We start from the raw sequence: 22,270 nt of genomic DNA on the forward strand, positions 1-22,270 counted from the left end.
GTGGTAACCTACAATGGTTGTCGCGGTCGGGGAAACCGCCTTTTTTCCCGGCAAGCCCTTTCCTGAAGGGAAATTGGCCCGGTTTCCTAAGCTATTTTTCCCGTTCTTTGTTGTTGCTGTGACGATCACCCATTATGAATAATTGGAACTTCTTTCGGGAAGCCGTAAAAAATTTTCGCTCCACCGGAGCCATTGCCCGGGCGTCCCCCGTCCTCATCAAGCGCCTCATCAGCGCTATCCCCTCCCATGTGCCCCTCAACGTTGTTGAACTGGGGCCCGGCGAGGGCTGCATCACGCGCGCGCTGCTGCAACGGCTGCACCCGGAGAGCCGGTTGACGGCCTTCGAGATCAATCCCGCCTTCGTCCGAAGGCTGCAGTTGAACCAGGACCCCCGGTTGCAGGTACTGCCCATTGGCGCCGACCGGCTCACGGATCACCTGGCGGAGGGCAGCGTCGATTTCGTCGTCTCCAGCCTCCCCCTCAGCATGATCGACCAGCCAGTCAAGGGACGCATCATCGGTCAGTCGCGGCGCGTACTTAAACCCGGCGGACAGTACCTCCAGTACCAGTACGCTCTCCAGGACTACGGCTTGCTGAAGGACAGCTTCCCGAACGTCTCCGTCAGTTTCACCCTGGCTAACCTGCCGCCGGCCTTCGTGTACAGCTGCTCGCTGGGACTGCTTTAGGCGGGCGCGCGCGGGTGCCCGTAAATGCGCTTACTTAACCGTGATGTTCTCAATCACCACGTCCTCCAGAGGGCGGTCGTAGGCACCCCTTTCTACCTCGGCGATGGCTTCTACTACGTCCATTCCGCTGACCACCTCACCGAAGACGGTGTACTCCTGGTCGAGGTCGGGTCGGCCGCCCACGGTCTTGTACGCCTCACGCTGGGCGTCGCTGTACTGGATGCCCTTGATGCGCTCGATGTTGTCGAGGGTGTTGTCGGTCTGGATCTCCCCGGTGACAATGTAGAACTGGGAACCGCTGCTGCGCTTCTCCGGATTCGGGGTCCGGGCGGCGGCCAGGGCGCCGTGCAGGTGGGGGGCGCCGATTTCTGCATCGATTTCGTAGCCGGGACCGCCGCGGCCCAGGGGTTGGTCCGGCCCCGCCCCCTTGCTTTCCGGGTCGCCGGCCTGCACCATGAAGCCGGGAATCACCCGGTGGAACAGGGTTCCGTTGTAGAATCCTTCCCGGGCCAGTTTGATGAAGTTCTCGGTGTGGCGCTCGGTTTCGGGGTATAGGAGTACCTCGATGTCGCCGCGGTTGGTCTGGATGACGGCGCGGGTGCCGTCATTGGAGGAGCAGGACAGGAGTCCGAGAAAAAGGGCAAGGAGGAGGTAGCGCATTGGGCAAATTTAAACCGCCGCGGCGAGAAGTCCGGCCACCTAGCCGAGGAAGCCTTCCTCCTGCTCCAGGTCATTGAAGTAAGCCACGATCTTCTCCTTCAGCAGGGCTTCCTGTCCTTTCAGGTCGGTGGGCGGAATCTTGGACGTCAGTTCGTAGTGGGGCCAGCCATCGGCGTCGCGGCCCAGAAAGCGGTAGTGACCATCCTCGGACATCAAGCGACAAACGGCTACGTGCATGAGGTCGCGCTTTTCCTCCTTCGTGAAGTCGGGCTGCCAGCGGCCAAGTTCCTGTACCCCGATCAGGAAGAGCAGGGCGTTGAGGTCGGGCAGCGACTCCCGCCGGAAGCGATCCTTGATCAGGTGGCGTACGCGTTGGTAGGCAAAGTCTAGTTCCCAGTTTTCGGCCACGGGGGGTTAGGTTGAAGGGGTTGCGAAAGTCGGGGCAGGCTTGTCGCTACGTTGCGGCACCCTACCTTAGCGAAGCAAACGACCCGGGGGGCGGTTCCGGTTGACCCTCCGTGTAAAACAGCCAACTTACATGCCCTTTTCCACTACTCCTCTGGCCGACTTGCTTCTCTTTGAACCGCGGGTATTCGGTGACGAGCGGGGCTACTTCTTCGAAAGTTTCAATAAGCAGCTCTTCACGGAAGCCGGCATTCCCGCCGATTTTGTGCAGGATAATCAGGCCGCCAGCGGTCGCGGGGTGCTGCGGGGGATGCATTTCCAACGTGGAGATTCCGCCCAGGCCAAACTTGTGCGGGTAGTTGTGGGAGAGGTATACGATGTGAGCGTGGACCTCCGTCCCGACTCCCCCACCTACCGGCAGTGGTACGGCTGTTACCTCAACGACACCAACCACCTGCAACTCTACATCCCCCGTGGCTTTGCCCATGGCTACGTGGTCACCTCCGAAGTGGCGGTCTTCCAGTACAAGTGCGACAACTTCTACGCCCCCCAGGCCGAAGGCGGTCTGCGCTATGACGACCCCGCCATCGGCATCGAGTGGCCGGAAGTGGAGGGCGGCTACACCATTGCAGACCGCGATCGCAACTGGCCGTTGCTAACCTGAGGCCACCACTTGTTGTTTGGAGGATATGGACACCTCCCACCCCATTCTCTTTTTCGACGGCGTGTGCAACCTCTGCAACGGCTCGGTCCGCTTCATTCTGGAGCACGACCGCCGAGGGGTACTGCGCTTTGCCAGCCTGCAGTCGGACACCGCTGCGGAGTTACTGCCCCAGTACGGTGTAGACCCCAAGGCCCTAAACTCCGTAGTCCTTTACGAGAACGGCCGGGTGTACACCCACAGCGACAGTGTGCTGCGCACCTTCAAGCACATGGGTGGACCCTGGGCCTATCTCTACTACCTGGGCGTGATCCCCCGCCCCCTGCGCAATTGGGTGTACGACTTCATCGGCCGCAACCGCTACCGCTGGTTCGGCAAGCGGGAGGCCTGTATGCTGCCCCGCCCGGAATGGGAGCCGCGTTTTTTGGATGAGCGGTGAATTTTTCTTCGGCAGGCATCGGATGTGTGACAAAATGTCACACATCCGATGTCTGCCATAGTGGCGCTAAACTATAATCACACTAACTACAACCCCTGTTAAGATTCATCATTTGATGTTTCAACAACCTCGACCTACCCTATTAATCCACGAATCATGCCCAGGGACATCGGATGTCTGTCAAAAAGACAGACATCCGATGTCTGACAATCCGTCACTATCTTCCCCCACATGACCCTCACATTCTGCGGCGCCGCCCGCGAAGTCACCGGCTCGGCCCACCTGCTCACCCTTGACAACGGCTACCGCATCCTGCTCGACTGTGGCCTCTACCAGGGCCGGAACGATGACATGGAGCACTTTAATGAGAACTGGCGCTTCGACCCGGCGGACATCGATGCCCTGGTGCTCTCCCACGCCCACATCGACCACAGCGGGCGCATCCCCAAGCTGGTGCGCGACGGATTTCGGGGCAAGATCTACAGCACCCACGCCACCCGCAGCCTCTGCGCCATCCTGCTGCTCGATTCGGCCTTCATCCAGGAAAAGGACGCCGAATACTTTAACCGCAAGCACAAGAAAACCGGCCAGACCCGCCGCCCCCTTTACGGCCGCCCCGACGTGAAGCCGGCTATGGAACGCTTCGTCGCCCTGCCCTACAATACTTGGCAGGAGATCCGCCCGGGGGTTGAACTCCAGTTCCGGGACGCCGGCCACATCCTCGGCAGCGCCAGCGTGACCCTGCGCATCCGGGACGAGAGTGGGCAGACCACTACGGTGGGCTTCACCGGCGACGTTGGCCGCCCCGATCGACCCATCCTGCGCGACCCCCAGAAAATGCCCCACTGCGATTTTCTGATCAGCGAAGCCACCTACGGCGACCGGGAACACGAGTCGCCCCCCAATGAAATGCGCCGCTTCCTGCAAGTGATCCAGGATACCTGCGTCACCAAAGGCGGCAAACTCCTCATTCCGGCCTTCAGCGTGGGGCGTACCCAGGAGATCGTCTATATGCTCGACCAACTGGAGAGCAGTGGGCAGCTGCCCAGGATCCCGGTTTTTGTCGACAGCCCCCTGGCCGTCGACGCCACCACCGTCTTCGGCGCCCATCCCGAATGCTACGACCTCGACCTCCAGGAGTACCTGCTCACCGACGATGACCCCTTCGGCTTCAGCCGCCTGACCTACACCCAAAGCGTGGCGGAAAGCAAGGCCCTGAACTTCCTCGACGGGCCCGCCATCATCATCAGCGCCAGCGGCATGATGAACGCCGGCCGCAGCAAGCACCACCTGGCCAACACTATGAGCGATCCGCGCAACACCATCTTCATCGTAGGCTACTGCGCCCCCGGCACCCCCGGCGGCCGACTCCGGGAAGGAGCCGAAGGGCTTAAGCTGTTCGGGAAGTACCACCCGCTCCGGGCCGAAATAGTCACCATGGATTCCTTCAGCGCCCACGCCGACCGCTCCGAGCTGATCAATTTCCTGAACGGGCAACAAGACAGCTGTGAGAAGGTCTTCCTGGTCCACGGTACCCTGGACCGGATGGAACCCCTCGGAGAAAGCCTTACCCGGGCGGGCTTCCGGGAAGTGATCATGCCACAACTGGGCGATGAGGTGGCCCTGTAACCTGATACTTCTGCTCCTGCTGGTCGTTGCTTGCGAAAAGGAGCCCCCGCCCCCCACCCCGGCCTTTTACCACTGGCAAACGGAACTGGACCTGCCCACCGATCTTCTGTCCCGCCACGCCGCCGAAAGAATCTACATCAAGGCCTTCGACGTGAGCCGGACCGGTGGCCGGCCGGAACCCTCGGCGCTGCTGCAATCCACCGTTGATACCCTGCCCGTGGAGGCCGTGCCCGTGATCTTCATCACCAATGAAGTCTTCGCCCACCCCCACCCTGATCTGGTCCAGGACCTGGTGGGCCTGCTGACGGAAGTATTCCCCTTCCCCTACAATGAACTGCAGATCGACTGCGACTGGACCGCCACCACCCGCTCCGCCTATTTCGACTTCCTCGTGGCCCTCGGGGAGGCCTCCGGCAAGCTGGTTAGCTGCACGGTCCGCCTGCACCAGTACCGCGACCGGGCAGCGCAGGGCATTCCCCCCGTCGACCGCGCCGTGCTGATGGCCTACAACACCGGCGACCTCCAGCGCTGGGAAACGGAGAACAGCATCCTGGACCCCACCATCGTCGAGCAGTACATCAGGGAGCAGCCCCCCTACCCCCTGCCACTCGATCTTGCCGTTGCCGCCTACGACTGGGCGGTGGTGTACCGCCGCGACCAGTTGGCCTACCTGGTCAACGAACCGGAACTGGACGAACTGGGCGACTCCCTGCGGTTTACCCGACTCGCGGAGGGGCGTTACCGCGTCGACAGTTCCACCTATTACGGGGGCCTCTACCTCTACCGGGGCGACCTGATCCGCCACGAAACCGTGGATACGGCCACCGCCCGGGCCCTGGGGTGGGAGCTCTGGCCCCGGGTCGCCAATCCGGGCAGCCGCCACCTCATCTACTACCACTTGGGAAGCCGGCAGTGGGATTCCGGGGCGGAGGACTGACTACCTGCGGACCCGCCGCGCAATGGCCCGCCGCCGGATGCGGGTAGCTTCGGCAGCAATGTAGAGGTATTCATCGCCGTAGATGCTCACGGCCTCGTGCTGGGTGGGCACCGCCCAGGCCAGGTTCCGCCGCCGGAGCCTTCCCCGGAAGAAGCGATCTCCCGGATAGTCGCTCACGGTAATCACGCTGGCGGCCCCCGTGGGCAGGAATCCCAGCAACGTCCGGTAGTTGTAGGCCACCAGAAAGAGCTCCCGCGTATCCCGGTCGAGGGTAGCCCCGGTGATCACCCGGCGGGGCAGGTAGAGGCTGTCCACCAGTTCGGCCGTGTAGCTACCAGGGTGGGCAGGCAGGCGAAAGTGGTAGATGTAGAAGGGCCGGTCGCCAAAGAGGATATCCTTGGTAAAGAGGTGAAGGTAGCCGTCGCTGGCCACCATCGCCTCGCAGTCGTAGTTGCCCCGCCGCAGCCGCCCGCCGCCATCCTGCCCGGGGTAGGTATAGCGGATGGAGTCGGTCCTGCCGCTCCCGGGGTCATAGGTATAGATGGTCGCGGACGTCCGTTCTCCCCGGTTGTTTCCGAAGTCGCCCACGTAGATCAACCCGTTTTCGTCGGCGCAGATGTCCTCGTAGTCCACCGCCCGGGCCTCCAGGGTATCGATACCGAGCAGCTGCCCCCGCAGGTCGGTGGTGTAGAGGTAGGGGCCGTCGCCGCTGTCGTTGTGCCAGATCATGCGCTGGCCGTCGATGACCAGGCCCGAAGCTTCGTTGAGCACCGGTGGGAGGCGGATCTTGCGTGGCAGGTCCGGGGTGCCGCAGCCCGTCAGGAGGATCAGGAGGGCGGGTACGCAGGTGCCAAGGAATTTCCCCATGGGAAGCCGGGTTTTTTGAGGGTGGTGGCCAAGATAAGTTCACCTCCGCGGTCCGGACATTTCGCAGGTCCGGCTATCTTGGATGCAAAAATCGATCATGCGTATCCTCACCTGCCTCCTCGCACTGCTCCTTGCCCCCTGGTCATTGATGGCCCAGCACCTTGCCGCCGAGTTGGGCTACGGAGCGAATGAAAAGCTGCTGATCGTCCACGCCGATGACCTGGGCGTTACCCACGCCACCAACCAGGGCAGCTTCCGCGCCCTGGACAAGGGTACGGTCAGCAGCGCCAGCATCATGGCCAACACCCCCTGGCTGCCGGAAGTAGCCCGCTACGCCATCAGCCACCCGGACGCCGACCTCGGCATGCACCTGGTGCTGACCAGCGAGTGGCGCGACCTGAAGTGGGGCAGTGTAGCCAGTGCCGACCGGGTAAGCAGCCTGCTGGATTCAGCGGGTTATCTGAAGTCCAACTGCGCGGATATGGTCCGCTCCGCGGTCCCCGAAGAGGTGAGGATCGAGATCAAGGCCCAGATCGAGAAGGCCCGGGCTCTCGGCATCAAGCCCACCCACCTGGACACCCACATGGGCTGCCTGGCCGCCACCCCCGAGCTGTTCCGGATCTACCTGGAGACGGGGCGGGAGTACGGGCTGCCCACCCTCATCAGTCGCAACCGCCTGGAAAGCATGCCCCCCGCTTACCGGGAGGCCATCACCGACCAGGACATGGTGGTCGATAACCTCTTCATGGCCGGCGAGCCCGACTATGAGATCGGGCTGGAAACCTTCTACCGGGACCAGCTTCAGGACCTGCCCGCCGGGGTCAACGTACTACTGATCCACACCGCCCTCGACGGGGCCGAAAGTGCCGCCATGGCCGGAGGCGCGGAAGCCTTCGGTAGCCGCTGGCGGCAGCTGGACTACAACTTCTTCACCAGCGATGCCTTCGCCGACATCCTGGCCGAGGAGGGCATCCGCCTGATCACCTGGCGCGAACTGGCTGAGCGGCGGAAGCAGGAACGGTAGCTACCTTTGGGCCCGCTACCCCAACCAACCATGCCCCAGCGGACCCTGAAACTGATCACCACCACCGACGACGAGCGGCCCATCTACGTGGCCGGCACCTTCAACGACTGGAACGCCCACGACGAGTGCTACCGCATGGAAGCCGACGAGCGGCCGGGCACCTACCGGCGAACCTTCAAGTTTCCCGACGACCTGCTGAAGGTGGAATACAAGTACACCCGCGGGGGCTGGGAATCGGTCGAGCTGGGCGACCACCAGGAAAGTGCCCTGAACCACCTCCGCTACACCCACGAACCCTGGACGGTACCGGATCGGGTGGCACACTGGGCCAGCTCCGGACTCGAATACCAGGACCATCTTCTGCCCCGCATTGAGGTGATCGACGAGCACTTCGAAATCCCGGAACTGATCCGCACCCGCCGGGTCGCCGCGCTGCTGCCGCACGACTACTATGAGTCGGACAAGCGCTACCCCGTGCTCTACCTTCAGGACGGACAAAACCTCTTCGACGACTACGCCCCCTTCGGCAGCTGGGGGGTAGACAAGCGACTGGCCCACCTGGCCGAGCACGGGCACGGCGACCTGATCGTGGTGGCCATCGACCACGCCGAGAGTGAACGCATGAGCGAGTTCACCCCCTCCTTCAAGACCCGGCTGGGGCGGGGCGACGGCCGCAAGTACGTCCGCTTCCTGGCCGAACGTCTCAAGCCCTACATCGACGCCCACTTCCGCACCCGACCGGAGCCCGGGCATACGGGTATCGGGGGCAGCTCCCTGGGGGGGCTGATCAGCATCTACGCCGGCATCATGTACCCCGACATTTACCAGAAGCTGATGGTGTTCAGTCCCAGCCTGTGGGTGACCCCCGAAATCCCCTTCAACATCATGACCCTCTCGCGGCAGTACCGGGGGCGGATGTACCTCTACGGCGGCGAAGCGGAAAGCGCCACCATGGTACCCAATATGGAGCGCTTCCGCCAGCAACTGCTCAAGCAGACCGACGCCTCCCGCCTCGAGATTGAACTGGCCATCGACCCCCTGGGGCAGCACAACGAGGCCCGCTGGGGGCGGGAATTTCCCAAAGCCATCCAGTGGCTCTTTCCGGCCACCGAAAGCTGACCCAAATTCCGTATCTTCGGCGCATTTCCGCCCTGCGCCCGTTAACTCACCCTTTTGACCGCCCTGTACCGCATCCTGCTTTTCTGTTTCGCGCTGCTGCCGCTGCGTTCCGCGGCGATGGATATGGACGAAGCCGAGGCACGGGCGCTCACCATCATGGAGCTCAGCCGGGAAGAGGTAGAACTGCGGCTGGCGGCCTTCGACGCCTCCCTGCTGGACTACCGCCTGGACGATGCCGTCTACCGGCGCATCGTGAACTACCTGCGCGACTGGCCGATTTCCAGCGGGCGCATGCTGGCGCGGTCGGCCCGCTTCTACCCCATCTTCGAAGAGCAACTCCGGCGGGCCAATCTCCCCCTGGAGCTCAAGCACCTCAGCATCGTGGAGAGTGCCCTGCGCTCCTGGGCAATCAGCCCGGTCGGCGCCGGGGGCCTCTGGCAGCTCATGCCCCCGACCGCCCGGGAGCTGGGCCTGATCGTCAACGATGAACTTGACGAGCGCCTCGACCCCGCCCTGGGCTGCGCCGCCGGCCTGGAATACCTCAGGATACAGTATGAGCGCTACGGCGACTGGGCCCTGGCCCTGGCCGCCTACAACTCCGGTCCCGGCAACGTCAACCGGGCCATCCGCCGCTCCGGCAGCCGCGACTACTGGAAGCTGCGCCGCTTCCTGCCCCGGGAGACCCGCCACTACGTGCCCAACTTTATCGCCGCGGTCTTCCTGATGCACTACCACCACCACTACGGATTGCCGGCCACCGCCCTACCCCTGGACCAGCAGCTAGTAGAGCGGGTGATGGTCTACCGCCGGATGAGCCTCTTCCAGGTAGCCCAGGTGACCGGCCTGCGCCCCGAGGTGGTCGTGGAGATGAACCCCCAGTACGTAAGGGGCTACCTCCCCGGCCTGCGCGGGGGCCACAGCCTGATGGTACCCAAGCGGGTGGTGCCGGCCCTGCAGGAATACCTGGCGAGCTTCCCCCGTGAACTGCCGGAGGAAGCCATTTCCCTGCCCTGGACCCACCCCCGGGCGGGCCGCGGGGAACTCGCCCCGAACCGTTACTACCGTCGCCACGAGGTGACGGTGGTTCCCGGCGATACGACCGCCCGACAGGTGGCCGAACGCCACGGCATTCCCGTGGACCAGCTGCTGGTGTGGAGCAACCGCGGGGAACTGGACTCCCTGTCCGCCGGTGAGGTGCTTCACTACTTCGACGTGCGCCGCTACCGCCCCCTGGACCCCCGCACCCTGGAGCGGCTGCCCCCCGCCCCCCAGCTGGCCGTGGCCGGCCCGGCGGAACTGGACAAGACCCTGCGCCACCACCTCCAATCGGTGCCTGCGGCTACCGCACCGGCCCCGCCCGCCCCGCCTAGCCTGCGCCGCTGGTGGGAAACCATCACCGAAAAGGCCCGCGCCGTGTGGGCGGCCGACTGAACCCGGCACCCGCGGCCGCGCCCTACAATTGTGGGTAAGTCCGGCGGTTGACGGTGAAAACCACCTCCGGGTTCGCTAAGTCCCGGAACATTATCGTTAATTTACGGCCCCTCCGAGGGGGGATGACAACAAATCGATCATATGAAATTCAATTCTCAAGGTGACGAAGAGGTCACCTACGATGCCATCGTCGTTGGCACGGGCATCAGCGGAGGCTGGGCCGCCAAGGAGCTGACCGAAAAGGGCCTCAAGACGCTGGTACTCGAAAAGGGGCGCATGGTACAGCACGGCGACTACCCGACCGCCAGCCTTGACACTTGGGACCTGGACCTGAACAACAACGTGCCCGCCGAAGAAATCAAGGAGCACTACTACAAGCAGAACCGCACCGGCTACACCGTGCGCCCCCAGAGCAAGCACTGGTTTGTAAAGGACTCCGAGCACCCCTATGGGGAAACCGAGCGCTTTGACTGGATGCGCGGCTACCACGTCGGCGGCCGCTCCATCATGTGGGGACGCCACAGCTACCGCTGGAGCGACATGGACTTCACCGCCAACGCCCGCCAGGGCATCGCCACGCCGTGGCCCGTGGGTTACGCCGAAATCGACCCCTGGTACACCTACGTAGAGACCTTCGCCGGCATCAGCGGCGAAAAGCTGGGCCTCAGCCAGCTGCCCGACGGCAACTTCCTGCCCATGATGCCCCTCAACTGTGTAGAGGAGCAGGTGCGCAAGGGCGTCGCCGAAAACATGGGCGGCCGCGTGGTAACCGCCGGCCGGGTAGCCCACCTGACCGCCTACGACCCCAGCGTCCACCTGGGTACCCGCGGGGCCTGCCAATACCGCAACCGCTGCATCCGGGGCTGTCCTTACGGCGGCTACTTCAGCAGCGTTTCCTCCACCATTCCCGTGGCCCAGGCCACCGGCAACATGACGCTGCGCCCGAACAGCTCGGTCTACAGCCTGATCTACGACAAGGAGAACAAGCGGGCCAAGGGCGTGCGCTTCCGCGACACCACCACCGGTGAGGACCACGAGGTATTCGCCAAGGTTATCTTTCTCTGCGCTTCGGCCATCCCCAGCTCCTTCATCGTGATGAACACTGAGCACGAGGAGGGCGTAACCCTGGACACCAGCGGCGAACTCGGGGGCAACATCATGGACCACCACTTCCGGGTGGGCGCCTCGGGATCCACCGACGACTACGGCGACAAGATCGAGAAGGGACGCAAGCCCAACGGCGTGTACATCCCCCGCTACCAGAACCTCGGCGACCGCAACAGCAAGAAGGACTACCTGCGCGGCTTCGGCTACCAGGGAGGCGCCGGACGCGGCGGCTGGGGCCACACGGTGCGCGAGATGAACGTGAAGGTGGGCCCCGAACTGAAGGACGCCCTGATCCGTCCCGGCAAGTGGACGATGGGACTCACGGCCTTCGCCGAAACCCTGCCCGACACGAAGAACCGCATGACCATCGACCGCGACAAGCTGGACAAGGACGGCCTGCCCACCCTGGTCTTCGACGCCAAATGGGGAGAGAATGAGTACGCCATGGTCGACGACATGATGAACGACGCCGCCGAGATGCTCGAAGCCGCCGGCCTCAAGGACGTGAGCACCTACAACGCCCACTCCTACCCCGGCCTCGGCATCCACGAGATGGGCATGGCGCGGATGGGCAGCAGCCCTTCCAACAGCGTAGTGGACAAGCACAACCGCCTGTGGGCCGCCCCGAACGTCTACATGACCGACGGCGCCTTCATGACCTCCGCGGCCTGTGTGAACCCCTCCCTGACCTATATGGCCTTCACGGCACGCGCCGCGGACCACGCCGTCAACGAACTTAAAAAGATGAACATCTAAGCGATGAAAAGAAGAGAATTACTGCGGTATACCGCCTACATGACCGGCTGGGCCGTCAGCGCCCCGGTCGCCTCCGCCCTGCTGGCGGGCTGCAAGCGCGATGAAGCCGTTGCCGCCGGGGAGGCCGTCTACGCGCCCGGCTTCTTCAACGAGGAGGAGTACCGCTTCATCACCAAGCTGTCGGATACGATGATCCCGACCACCGATACCCCGGGAGCCCTTGACGTGGGCGTACCCGAGATGGTCGACAAGATGGTCGGACAGGTCTACGACGAAGAGGCCCGCAACAACTTCCGCAAAGGCCTCAAGGAGCTCATGCGTCGTATGGACGCCGACGAGACCGCCGGCCCCTTCTCGGACATGGACAGCGAGCAATCGCTGGTGTACCTCCAGGACCAGGACCTCCACTACAAAAACCCCGATACCGAGTGGGACACCGTCCCCGAAGTGGAAGGAAACGCCCGCAACGTCTACTTCGACCTGAAGTCGCAGATCGTCGGGGCGTGGTTCAACAGTGAGCCCATCGGCACCGAAGTACTGGCCTACCTGCCCGTACCCGGCGAGTACATCCCCTGCGGCGACCTCCAGGAACTCACCGGCGGCGTAGCCTGGGCCATCTAGGGCCACGGCTTCAGTTCACCTTACCGTCTACCAACCATGGGGTCAGATCAGTCGGAAACCGGAAAACCGCCGGACTTCCGATCGATCTGACCCCTTTCTTTTACCTGCTGTTCTCACTCTCCCCTTATGCGCTTCAATTCTCAAGGAAAAGACGAAGTTTCCTACGACGCCATCGTCATCGGCTCCGGCATCAGCGGGGGCTACGCCGCCATGGAACTCTGCCGCAAGGGCTACTCCGTGCTCATGCTGGAACGCGGCCGGATGGTTGAGCACGGTGAATACCCCACCGCCAACCTGGACAGCTGGGACCTGGAATACCAGGGGCGCGTGCCCCGGGAAGAGATCGCCGCCCATTACTACAAGCAGAACCGCCTGTCGTGGTGGCTCAACCAGGACAACAAACACTGGATCGTCAAGGACGACGAATACGACTATGAGGAGAAGCAGCGGTTCGACTGGATCCGCGGCCACCACGTCGGCGGCCGCTCGATCATGTGGGGGCGGCACTGCTACCGCTGGAGCGACCTCGACTTCGAGGCCAACCTGAAAGAAGGCATCGCCGTAGACTGGCCCATCCGCTACGCCGACATCGAGCCCTGGTACACCTACGTAGAGAAGTTCGTCGGCGTCCAGGGCAAGAAAGAGGGACTGCCCCACCTGCCGGACGGGGAATTTCTGCCCCCCTTCGACCTGAACTGCGCGGAGGACCACTTCAAGCGGGCCGTGGAAAGCACCTTCCCCGAGCGGCGGATTACCCCGGGCCGCACCGCCAACCTGACCAAATACATTCCCGAACTCCACCACGGCACCCGCGGACAATGCCAGGCCCGCAACCGCTGCTGGCGCGGCTGCCCCTACGGCGGCTACTTCTCCAGCCTGTCGTCCACTATCCCCGTGGCCAACGAAACGGGCAACCTGACGCTGCTGGCCAACAGCATCGTGCACTCCCTGATCTACGACGACGCCACCGAGCGGGCCACCGGGGTGCGGGTGATCGACGCGGAAACCAAGGAAACGCGGGAGTACTTCAGCAAGGTCATCTTCTGCAACGCCAGCACCATCGGATCGACGGCCATCCTCCTGAACAGCAAATCGGAGCGCTTCCCCGACGGGCTCGGCAACGACAGCGGCGAGCTTGGCCACAACCTCATGGACCACCACTACGGCATGGGAGGTTCGGCCACCTTCGACGGCCTGCAGGACAAATACTACCAGGGGCGCAAGCCCAATGGGGGTTTCTACATTCCCCGCTTCCGCAACATCGACGCCGCTACCCGGCGGAAGGATTACCTGCGCGGCTTCGGCTATCAGGGCGGCATGAGCCGGGCCACCAACCTGGATGCCCCCTTCGGGCCGGAATTCAAGAAGGCCATCACCACCCCCGGCGAATGGCGCTTCCGGGCCACCTGCTTCGGCGAGCTGCTGCCCTACCACGAGAACAAGATGGAGCTGAGCACCGACCAGGTCGACCAGTACGGCATCCCCACCCTGGTCTTCGACGCCGGCCTCAAGGAAAACGAGCACAAGCTCCGGGAGGACGGCGTAAACGCCCTGGCGGAAATGATGGAAGCCGCGGGCTTCAAGAACATCGAGACCCACAACGACCCAACCGCCGTTGGGGCCGCCATCCACGAGATGGGCACCGCCCGCATGGGGCACGACCCCCGTACCAGTGTACTGAATCGCTGGAACCAGGTCCACGCCGTACCCAACGTCTTCGTGACCGACGGCAGCTTCATGGTGAGCTCCGGCACCCAGAACCCGTCTATCACCTACATGGCCATGACGGCCCGGGCGGTGGACTACATGGACAAGCAGCTCAAAAAAGAGGGCACCCTGTAAAGGGAGAAATCACCCACCCGCCAGGGTGTCGTGCACGTCGGTGCGGGCCGCCCGCCGCGCCGGTAGCAGGGAGGCCAGGGCCCCCACCACCAGGGCAGCCAACAGGATCCAGGCCTCCTCGGGCAGAAATACCAGGGTTCGGAAATCGTAGCGGTAATTCTCGGCAAAATATCTCCCGATGAGGGCCATGCCCGCGTGACTGAGCGCCAGGCCCAGCAGGGCACCGGTCACGGCCGTCAGCGTGCCCTCCAGCAGGAGGAGGCCGAACAGCTTGCCGGGGCCCGCCCCCAGGCTGCGCAACAGCGCCAGCTCGCCCCGGCGGCGGTCCAGGGAACTGTACAGTCCGATGAAGATGCTCAGGATACTGACGCCCACCACCACGTAGCCCAGCAGGCGCAGGATTTCCTCTCCCTGGCCGACGGTAGCGTACAGTTCCGATAGCTGGATACTGGGGGTTACGGCCTGCATTTCCGTGTTTTCGTTGATGCTGCGCTGCATGTTCAGTCCCGCCACGCTGGTGCCCCGGAAGCGCAGCAGTACGGAGGTTATCGACTCATCGCCGTAGCGGGTCAGCGGGGCCGTCACGTCGTAGCCGGGGGCAGCCGAGGAATCCGCATGGTCGTGGTCGTGGGTATCGTGCACCGCCCACAGGCTTTCGTTGGGGGTGAGCAGCACCAGGTCGGCCACCGTACCGGTGGGGGCCAGCACCCCGACCACGCGGAAACGGGGCGCATTGCGGTGGGTCAGGTCATCGTCCTCGATCAGTCCGTGGCTGCTCTGGAAGGTATCCCCCAGGTCAAGCCCCAGTTCGCGGGCCGCGGTGGCGCCGGCGACCACGTCCATCACCTCCGTCCACATGGTTCCCCGGGCCAGGGTACCGCCGTAGAGTTCCAGGAACTCCGGCCGGGTACCCACGATGCGGCGCCCCCGGTACGAATCGCCGAGGGATAGCGGTACGCCCAGCCCGATGTAGGGGTGTTCGGGATTGAGGAAGGGCTTCACCGCATCCAGGGGCACGTTGCCGGTGGGGGAGCTGATGTGGTACATGCTCGACATCATCAGCTGCAGGGGGCTGCCCTTGGCCCCCACCACCAGGTCGATGCCGGCGAGGTTGCGGTCGAATTGCTGCTCCAGTTGCCAGTTGAGCAGGAGGACGATGCTGATCAGTCCGGCCCCCAGCGCGGCCAGGATGACGCTCAGCAGGGTCGTCCAGGGTCGGTACAGCAGGTTGCGCCACGCGAGGGAGAAGAGGGACATGGCCGGATCAGTTGGGGGTTGCGAGAGAGGTGAGTTCCACCACCTGCCGGAAGTCATCGCGCAGCCGCTCGTCGTGGGTGACCACGATCAGGGCCGCCCCGAGTTCGGCGGCGCGTTCGCGCAGCAGGGCACTTACGCGGCTGGCGTTGCGGCGGTCGAGGGCGCTGGTGGGTTCGTCGGCCAGGATGAGTTTGGGCCGGTTGACCAGTGCCCGGGCGATGGTAGCCCGCTGCTGCTCCCCTACGCTGAGCTGGCCGGGGAGGCGGTCGGCGTGGTCGTCGATACCGAGTTGGTGCAGGGTGGTACGCAGCAGTTCTGGGTCTGGCGGCAGGCTGGCCATACGCCGGGCGATGGCGAGGTTTTCTTCTACCGTCAGCGCATCCACGAAGTAGGGCCGCTGGAAGACCAATCCGATGTTGCGGCCGCGGAAGCGGTCGAGTTTGGCCCCGCTGAGGGCGGCGTAGTCCACCCCGTCCAGCTCCATCCGGCCGGCCAGCGGACTGAGTACCCCGGCCAGCAGGTGCAGCCAGGTGGATTTGCCGGCCCCGCTGGGCCCCAGCAGCAGCAGGGTGCCGGCGCGGTCGACACTCAGGTCAGGAAACCGGAAAGTCGTGGCGGCCCCCGGATAGCGGTACGTCAGGTCGTGGGTAATCAGCACACGGTAAATGTACTATGCCCGCCGCAACCTTGTCCCAACAACCGCCCCCGCCTCCCGCGCGTTACGTCTGCCAGAGGCTATGCACAACAAAACTGTACTCATCACGGGCGCCAACGATGGCATTGGGCGGGCCACCGCCGAACGCCTTGCCAGAAAGGGAGCCCATCTGGTGCTGGCCTGCCGCAATGAGACCAGTGCCCAGCACACCGCCGACTGGCTGGTGGAGCATACCGGCAACTCCAAGATCGACACCCTGCCCCTCGACCTGGCCAGCCTGAGCAGCGTGCGGGCCGCCAGCGAGATCTTCCTGGCCGACTACCCCCGTCTGGACGTCCTCATCAACAACGCCGGCGTGTACTGCGAGTCGCTGGAACTCACCCAGGACGGCTACGAGTTGCAGTTCGGAGTGAACCACCTCGGCCACTTCCTGCTCACCCTGAACCTGCTGCCGGCCATGCAGTGTGCCAACATCTGCAGCCGGGTGATCAACGTGGCCAGCGCCCTGCACACCAAGGGGGGAATCGACTTCGGCAACCTGCGGGGGGAGCGGGGGCCCAGGGCCTACGACGGCACGGCCGCCTACGCCCAGAGCAAGCTGGCCAACATCCTCTTCACCAAGGAACTCGACCGCCGCCACGGCAGTGAGATCACCACCAACTGCCTCCACCCGGGCGTGGTGGGCACCAGCCTGGCCAACAAAAAAGGAAAACTTTTTACCAAGGCCATCTGGTCGCTGTACAAGCCCTTCGCCCGGACCCCCGAGCGGGGCGCCGATACCAGCGTGTACCTGGCCAGCAGCCCGGAGGTCCGGGAGGTTTCCGGCCGCTATTTCAACCCCACGCAGTGCCTGGTGAAGCCTTCCCCCACGGCCTGCAATGAGCAACTTGCCCGACGCCTCTGGGAATACAGCGAGACGGCCGTCCGGGAATTTCTACTCTAATCTGTACTAGGTAGTACCTTCGCCCCATGCCACTGGATCAACAGGATGTAGACACTTGGAAGTACGACGAGGCCGGCAAGCCCGTCCCGGAAATCGAGAAGGAAATGTCCTTCGTCGACCACCTGGAGGAACTGCGCTGGCACGTTATGCGCGCCCTCATCGCGATCTGCGTTGCCGGGGTGCTGCTGTTCGTCTTCAACGACTTTTACTTCACCTACGTGCTTTACGGGCCGCTGCGGGAGGACTTCCTCAGCTACCGGATGTTCTGCCGATTGTCCGATTTCCTCGGCACCGGCAGTGCGCTGTGCTTTCATCCCCCCACGGTGTTGGTGCAGGCCACCGAGTTCGGTGAGCAGTTCATCACGGCGGTCAAGATGGCCTTCGTGGGTGGGTTCGTCCTGTCGTTCCCCTACGTCTTCTACGAGATCTGGTCCTTCGTCCGCCCGGGCCTCTACCCGGCCGAGCAGAAGGCTACCCGCTGGGTGATCCTCATCTGTTCCTTCCTCTTCTTCGTGGGCGTGTCCTTCGGTTTCTTCATTGTGGCCCCCTTCGGCACCAACTTCCTGATGGGCTTCGAGGTGGGTGGCACGGTCAACCAGCCCAAGATGGACTCCGTGATCAGCTACATGATCATGTTCACCCTGCCCGCGGCCCTGATCTTTGAACTGCCGGTACTGATTTACTTCCTGGCGAAATTCGGCCTCGTCACCGCCGAGTCCATGCGGCAGTACCGCCGCCACAGCTTCATCGGCATCCTGGTGTTGTCGGCTCTGCTCACGCCCCCCGACGTCGTGACCCAGATCCTCATCGCCGTGCCGCTGTATACCCTTTACGAAATCTCCATTTTTGTCGCCAAGCGCGCCCAGCGCGAATACGAAGCCTCCCTGCAATAAGCGGATGCCGCCCCCTTTTTTGCGCCGGGGCGCGGGTGCCGTATAAAACCAATAAGCCATGTTCATCATCCCCCCCTATATCCGTTTTGCGCTCATCGCCGCCGGAGTGGTCGGTGGCGTAAGTCTCTGGATTGCCTTCGGTTTCTGGTACGGCTTCCCCTTCCTGCTGGCCGGTATCATCCTGTTCATCGGCTACATCTTCCTCGGTACCGTGGGGCCGGCCGCCAAGGCCGTCCAGGCCCAGGACTTCGCCAAGGGTGAAAAGCTCCTCAACCTCACCCTGAAGCCCGAGTGGCTCTACAGCGCCAACCGGGCCTTCTACTACATGATGCGGGGCACCATCGCCCTGAGCCGCAAGGACCTCAACGCCGCCGAGGGTTGGCTCAAGCAGGCCGACTCCATCGACGTACCCACCGCCAACGAAAAGGCCATGCTCAAGCTCCAGCTGGCCCAGATCGAAGCCAACCGCCGCAACTTCGGCGCCGCCAAGAAGTACCTCAAGGCCGCCAAGGAAACCAACGTCAAGCTGCCCCAGATCACCGAGCAGATCGACATGCTCGACACCGCCCTCAAGCAATCCGGCCAGGTAAAGGCCGCCCAGCGCATGGGCAAGGAAGGCCACCGTATGATGACCCGCGGCGGCAAGCGGCGCCGGCCGAAAGGACGATAGGGCGAGGAATTTACAATTTACAAGTTCTGATTTACCATTTATCATTTTGGCGGCACCCGCGCGCCGCCGCCAAAATGATAGATGGTAAGTTGTAAATGGTAAATTTTACCGGTTGCTCTACCTACACATCCCCTTCTGCAAGCAGGCCTGCAGCTACTGCAACTTCCACTTCAGCACCAACCTGAAGGGACGTGGGGGCGTGCTGTCCGCCATGGAACGGGAACTGACGGTGCGCCGGGGGGAGCTGCCGGCCATTCCCGCGCCCACCCTCTACTTCGGCGGCGGCACCCCTTCCCTGCTGACGGGGGCGGAACTGCGGGGGCTGTTCGCCGTACTGGAGCGGGAGGGCTACTACGACCCGGCCGCGGAAACCGAGATCACCCTCGAGGCCAATCCCGACGACCTCGACCCGGAGACGATCGCCGTACTGGCCGACAGCCCCGTGAACCGGCTGAGCATCGGCATCCAGAGCTTTGATGCGGAGGACCTGCGTTTCATGAACCGCGCCCACTCGGCCCGGGAAGCCCTTACGGCGGTGGAAAAGGTGAGGGCTGCCGGCTTCACCAACCTGAGCATTGACCTGATCTACGGCGGGCAAACAACCAGCGACGCCACTTGGCAAGAGAACCTGAAGATTGCTACCGACCTGGGCGTACAACACATCGCCTCCTACGCCCTGACGGTGGAACCCCGCACGGCCCTGGGCCACCGGGTAGCCGCCGGGGCGGTGCCCGATACCGACGACGAAAAGTTCGCCCGGCAGTTCAACCTCCTGATCGACCACCTCACCGGCCACGGTTTCGACCACTACGAGATCAGCAACTTCGCCCGGCCGGGCTACCGCAGCCGCCACAACAGCGGTTACTGGACGGGGCAGCCCTACCTCGGGGTTGGCCCCGGGGCCCACAGCTTCGACGGCGCTTTCCGGCGGCGGTGGAACGTGAGCAACAACGCCCGCTACGCCCGGGTGTGGGCGGACATAGCGGACCACTCAGCCTTCGCGGCGGCCGGCCCCCTGCTGTTCGAAGAAGAGCACCTCACCCCCACCGACCGCTACAACGAGTACGTGATGACGGGCCTGCGGCGGCGGGAGGGTATCGACCTCAACGACCTGGCGCAACGCTTTGGCCCGGCCCTGGCCGACTACTTCGCTGGGGAAATGCGCACGGCCCTGCGGGAAGCCACGGTCGAGCGCAGTGCGGGGGGCACCGTCTACCGCCTTACGCGGGCCGGGCTGGCCGTAGCCGACGGGGTGGCCGCGGCGGCGTTCGCTCATTCGTCGTCGTAATCGTAGGCACCGGCAAAGCGATACCGGACGCCAAGCCCGCCCAGGTCGTAGCCGAAAGTTCCACTGCCCCCGTCGCGCCCGAAGAAATAGGTGGGCACCCAATCGGCGGAAACGGATACCGGGATCCGGGGGATATCGTATTCCAGCCCCACGTAGGCACTGGCGGTGACCACGGTGGCGCCGGATTCGGAAAAGTCGTAGCTCCAGCGGCGCACGCCCGGGCCGGCACCGACGTAGTACTTCAGTCCACGCAGTGACTCGATCTGCTGGTGCGACAGGTAGGCGGCGTTCACGCTGATATAACGAGAAACATCGTAACTACGGTAACCAACGTAGACCTCGGCGGCATGCCGCTGGTTGAAGTAACCTTTGTAGCTGACGGCCGTGGGGGTTCCCACCCTTAACCCGACGGACGAAGAATAATCCTTTACCCGCTGGGCATTGGCGGGCAGGGCAAGGAGCAGAAAAACGAGGAAAAGGAAGAGGTAGCGGAGGTGGTTCATGGCGAGTGTGGTTTACCCTTCCATTCCCCGGATCTCTCCTTCGTTACGGTTTCCGGATCGTCGGCTACCGGATGCGGAACTTGCGGGGCAGGAGGTAGCGTACCGCCAGGGCACCGGATCCGAGGCTGAAGTTGTGGAAGTCGTGGGCCCGCTGAGTCCCGAGGTAGATCGTCGGCCGCCAGTCGGCGCTGATCGATATCGGAGTATCGGTAAAGACGTACTCCACGCCCAGGTAGCCCGAAAGGCTCACGGTGGAGGAGCCCCGGTCGAACTCGTCGTAGTTCCAGAACTGCAGTCCGGCACCGGCCCCGTAGTACCACTGCAGGTGGTTTACGTCGGGGAAATCCTGGTGGATCAGGTAGGCTCCGTGGATGCTGAGCGCCCGGTAGCGCCGCCAGCCCCGCCAGCCGGCGTAGACCTCAACGGCGTCGCTGGCGTTGACGAAGGCCTTGTAGCTCACCGAGAGCGGGTAGCCGAAGCGCACGCCGATGGCCTCGTCGTACTCCTGGGCCACCAAGCGGCCGCCGAAGAGGGTGAAGAGAATGGCGAGCGCGAGGCATTTACAAACGTTCATAGTGATCCTTCAAAGTTGAACCGCAAAGACAGCAGAATAACTACAATTATTGCAACCAGAAGCCCAATAATTGTCGTGGTCCGTTGCAGCAGGCGGCTTTCCCGGACCTCATGCTGGTATTTTTCCTCCAGCCGGAGGCCGTCCGGGGGGTGACCCTTGCCGGCGGGAACGCGGGTTCCCTTCCGACGGCGGTGGCGCTGTGCGGCGGAGCGGGGGCGGACGGAAAGGGGGGCGGAGGGGAGGCTGGTGGGTGCCATGACGGAAAATTTTGGGCATGAGAACAAGGTCTGCTCCCGCCAACCACCCCGCCACTTCATCCGATCTATGCCTTGGGGAAGTCGACCAATATTCCCGGGCCGGCGCCCCCGCCGTTCTGGCCGTGAACATTTCTTTCCGGCTACCCATCTTAATAATATGTCCGCTTCTACCGCCACCAAGATCCTCCGGGAAAGAATCGTACTCATCTTCGATTTCGACGATACGCTGGGCCCCAACACCACCCGCGCCTACCTGGAGTACCTGGGGCTGTCGTTCGAGGATTTTAAATCGCGGCTGCGGGAACGTAAAAAGAGGAAGTGGCAGGCGCCCCTGGCCAAGGCCGACCTGTACCGGGAATACAGCCACCGGGAGGGCAGCCCCCTGAACCGGGAATCCATGCAGGCCTTCGGCCGGGAATTCCCCCTTTTCCCGGGGGTCGATGAAATGGTCGACCACCTGAACGACTTCGTCCGGGAGCTGGACGACAACATTACCCTGGAGTTTGTCCTGCTTACGGCCGGTTTCAAGACCATCCCGGCCCACTCGGTGATCGGCCAGCAGTTCGACCGGGTATACGGCGGGGAGCTCCACTTCGACGACAAAGGGCGGGTGCTGAGCGCCCGCAGAGTAATCAGCCACGTGGACAAGGTGCACTACATCAAGCAGTTGGTGCAGGGACTGGACCTGGACCGCGCCAGCGAACTGGAGAACACCTACGTGGAGCACGACCCCGATCAGTACTACGTACCCATGGCGCAGGTGATCTACGTGGGCGACGGCAACAGCGATATGTCGGCCTTCCAGGTCGTCGAGGGCGGCGGAGGCGTTGCCGTGGCCATCGACAAGGACGGCGAGGGCGAGTGGGAAAACTACGACCAGATGAGCCGGGCGCGTCGCGTCCACAACATTGCGCCGGCCGACTACCACCCCGACAGTGAGCTGATGAATACTCTCTGTCTGGCCCTTCGGATGATGGTAAACCGGATAAAACTGTTGCGCTTCGGACAGGACGACTAGCCCGTGCGCTTTTGTATATTCGGTCGAC

The 22,270-nt window shown here is 63.5% G+C and carries 23 protein-coding genes; 16 read left to right on the forward strand and 7 right to left on the reverse strand.

Features of this window, described 5'->3' with window-relative positions:
* The first annotated feature begins 134 nt into the window (after nt 1-134).
* On the forward strand, nt 135-686 hold the full coding sequence (locus CGL56_RS15495) for a class I SAM-dependent methyltransferase (protein WP_099107492.1): 552 nt from the start codon (nt 135-137) through the stop codon (nt 684-686).
* A gap of 30 nt (nt 687-716) precedes the next feature.
* Here the strand turns inward: CGL56_RS15495 and CGL56_RS15500 are convergent, their stop codons facing one another.
* Together CGL56_RS15500 and CGL56_RS15505 are read right to left on the reverse strand one after the other, a co-directional pair.
* Entirely contained in the window at nt 717-1,346 is a 630-nt protein-coding gene (locus CGL56_RS15500) for a peptidylprolyl isomerase (protein WP_099107493.1), read from the reverse strand.
* A 39-nt stretch (nt 1,347-1,385) separates the two neighbouring features.
* A complete protein-coding gene (locus CGL56_RS15505; protein WP_099107494.1) occupies nt 1,386-1,754 on the reverse strand; it encodes a hypothetical protein in 369 nt (122 codons plus the stop codon).
* A gap of 130 nt (nt 1,755-1,884) precedes the next feature.
* Here CGL56_RS15505 and rfbC point away from each other — a divergent pair, with 130 nt between their 5' ends.
* The 4 genes from rfbC (at nt 1,885) to CGL56_RS15525 (ending at nt 5,417) form a co-directional block, all read left to right on the forward strand.
* Nucleotides 1,885-2,415 carry a dTDP-4-dehydrorhamnose 3,5-epimerase gene (gene rfbC, locus CGL56_RS15510; RefSeq protein ID WP_099107581.1) on the forward strand — a complete coding sequence of 177 codons (531 nt, stop codon included), beginning with the start codon at nt 1,885-1,887 and terminating at the stop codon, nt 2,413-2,415.
* A 25-nt stretch (nt 2,416-2,440) separates the two neighbouring features.
* Nucleotides 2,441-2,851 carry a thiol-disulfide oxidoreductase DCC family protein gene (locus CGL56_RS15515; RefSeq protein WP_099107495.1) on the forward strand — a complete coding sequence of 137 codons (411 nt, stop codon included), beginning with the start codon at nt 2,441-2,443 and terminating at the stop codon, nt 2,849-2,851.
* Nucleotides 2,852-3,082: 231 nt separating this feature from the next.
* Nucleotides 3,083-4,480, forward strand: coding sequence for an MBL fold metallo-hydrolase RNA specificity domain-containing protein (locus tag CGL56_RS15520; RefSeq protein ID WP_099107496.1), 1,398 nt, complete (start codon nt 3,083-3,085; stop codon nt 4,478-4,480).
* Nucleotides 4,464-5,417: a hypothetical protein gene (locus tag CGL56_RS15525; protein ID WP_099107497.1), complete on the forward strand. Its 954-nt coding sequence runs from the start codon at nt 4,464-4,466 to the stop codon at nt 5,415-5,417. The genes CGL56_RS15520 and CGL56_RS15525 overlap by 17 nt, the downstream gene beginning before the upstream one ends.
* On the opposite strand, the gene CGL56_RS15530 is transcribed toward CGL56_RS15525, so the two are convergent.
* Nucleotides 5,418-6,284 (reverse strand): hypothetical protein, encoded by an 867-nt coding sequence (locus CGL56_RS15530; protein ID WP_099107498.1) that lies wholly within the window; start codon nt 6,282-6,284, stop codon nt 5,418-5,420.
* Between the two features lie 97 nt (nt 6,285-6,381).
* On the opposite strand from CGL56_RS15530, the gene CGL56_RS15535 reads away from it, so the two are divergent.
* The 6 genes from CGL56_RS15535 (at nt 6,382) to CGL56_RS15560 (ending at nt 14,184) form a co-directional block, all read left to right on the forward strand.
* The gene (locus tag CGL56_RS15535; RefSeq protein WP_167641636.1) at nt 6,382-7,308 is read left to right on the forward strand and encodes a polysaccharide deacetylase family protein; all 927 of its coding nucleotides are present in this window, start codon (nt 6,382-6,384) and stop codon (nt 7,306-7,308) included.
* Between the two features lie 30 nt (nt 7,309-7,338).
* Nucleotides 7,339-8,427 carry an alpha/beta hydrolase gene (locus CGL56_RS15540; RefSeq protein WP_099107500.1) on the forward strand — a complete coding sequence of 363 codons (1,089 nt, stop codon included), beginning with the start codon at nt 7,339-7,341 and terminating at the stop codon, nt 8,425-8,427.
* A gap of 54 nt (nt 8,428-8,481) precedes the next feature.
* Nucleotides 8,482-9,858: a lytic transglycosylase domain-containing protein gene (locus tag CGL56_RS15545; protein ID WP_099107501.1), complete on the forward strand. Its 1,377-nt coding sequence runs from the start codon at nt 8,482-8,484 to the stop codon at nt 9,856-9,858.
* Nucleotides 9,859-9,999: 141 nt separating this feature from the next.
* Nucleotides 10,000-11,721, forward strand: a complete 1,722-nt coding sequence (locus CGL56_RS15550) for a GMC oxidoreductase (protein ID WP_099107502.1) — start codon at nt 10,000-10,002, stop codon at nt 11,719-11,721.
* A gap of 3 nt (nt 11,722-11,724) precedes the next feature.
* Nucleotides 11,725-12,342: a gluconate 2-dehydrogenase subunit 3 family protein gene (locus tag CGL56_RS15555; protein WP_099107503.1), complete on the forward strand. Its 618-nt coding sequence runs from the start codon at nt 11,725-11,727 to the stop codon at nt 12,340-12,342.
* 126 nt (nt 12,343-12,468) lie between these two features.
* Nucleotides 12,469-14,184 carry a GMC oxidoreductase gene (locus CGL56_RS15560; protein ID WP_099107504.1) on the forward strand — a complete coding sequence of 572 codons (1,716 nt, stop codon included), beginning with the start codon at nt 12,469-12,471 and terminating at the stop codon, nt 14,182-14,184.
* Nucleotides 14,185-14,193: 9 nt separating this feature from the next.
* Here CGL56_RS15560 and CGL56_RS15565 read toward each other — a convergent pair whose 3' ends face one another.
* The gene (locus CGL56_RS15565) at nt 14,194-15,441 is read right to left on the reverse strand and encodes an ABC transporter permease (RefSeq protein WP_099107505.1); all 1,248 of its coding nucleotides are present in this window, start codon (nt 15,439-15,441) and stop codon (nt 14,194-14,196) included.
* A gap of 7 nt (nt 15,442-15,448) precedes the next feature.
* A complete protein-coding gene (locus tag CGL56_RS15570) occupies nt 15,449-16,099 on the reverse strand; it encodes an ABC transporter ATP-binding protein (protein ID WP_099107506.1) in 651 nt (216 codons plus the stop codon).
* 79 nt (nt 16,100-16,178) lie between these two features.
* On the opposite strand from CGL56_RS15570, the gene CGL56_RS15575 reads away from it, so the two are divergent.
* The 4 genes from CGL56_RS15575 to hemW all read left to right on the forward strand — a co-directional run bounded on the left by CGL56_RS15575 (nt 16,179) and on the right by hemW (nt 19,890).
* Entirely contained in the window at nt 16,179-17,039 is an 861-nt protein-coding gene (locus CGL56_RS15575) for an SDR family oxidoreductase (protein WP_167641637.1), read from the forward strand.
* A 26-nt stretch (nt 17,040-17,065) separates the two neighbouring features.
* Entirely contained in the window at nt 17,066-17,932 is an 867-nt protein-coding gene (gene tatC, locus CGL56_RS15580; protein ID WP_099107508.1) for a twin-arginine translocase subunit TatC, read from the forward strand.
* A 58-nt stretch (nt 17,933-17,990) separates the two neighbouring features.
* A complete protein-coding gene (locus CGL56_RS15585; RefSeq protein ID WP_099107509.1) occupies nt 17,991-18,602 on the forward strand; it encodes a hypothetical protein in 612 nt (203 codons plus the stop codon).
* A 112-nt stretch (nt 18,603-18,714) separates the two neighbouring features.
* Nucleotides 18,715-19,890, forward strand: a complete 1,176-nt coding sequence (hemW, locus tag CGL56_RS15590) for a radical SAM family heme chaperone HemW (protein WP_099107510.1) — start codon at nt 18,715-18,717, stop codon at nt 19,888-19,890.
* On the opposite strand, the gene CGL56_RS15595 is transcribed toward hemW, so the two are convergent.
* Nucleotides 19,875-20,393, reverse strand: a complete 519-nt coding sequence (locus tag CGL56_RS15595) for a hypothetical protein (protein WP_099107511.1) — start codon at nt 20,391-20,393, stop codon at nt 19,875-19,877. The genes hemW and CGL56_RS15595 overlap by 16 nt on opposite strands.
* A gap of 64 nt (nt 20,394-20,457) precedes the next feature.
* A complete protein-coding gene (locus CGL56_RS15600; RefSeq protein ID WP_099107512.1) occupies nt 20,458-20,967 on the reverse strand; it encodes a hypothetical protein in 510 nt (169 codons plus the stop codon).
* 414 nt (nt 20,968-21,381) lie between these two features.
* Between CGL56_RS15600 and CGL56_RS15610 the strand changes: the two genes are divergently transcribed.
* On the forward strand, nt 21,382-22,242 hold the full coding sequence (locus CGL56_RS15610) for an HAD family hydrolase (protein WP_099107514.1): 861 nt from the start codon (nt 21,382-21,384) through the stop codon (nt 22,240-22,242).
* Nucleotides 22,243-22,270: the final 28 nt, after the last annotated feature.

This window comes from Neolewinella marina (genome assembly GCF_002631205.1).
Classification (GTDB): domain Bacteria; phylum Bacteroidota; class Bacteroidia; order Chitinophagales; family Saprospiraceae; genus Neolewinella; species Neolewinella marina.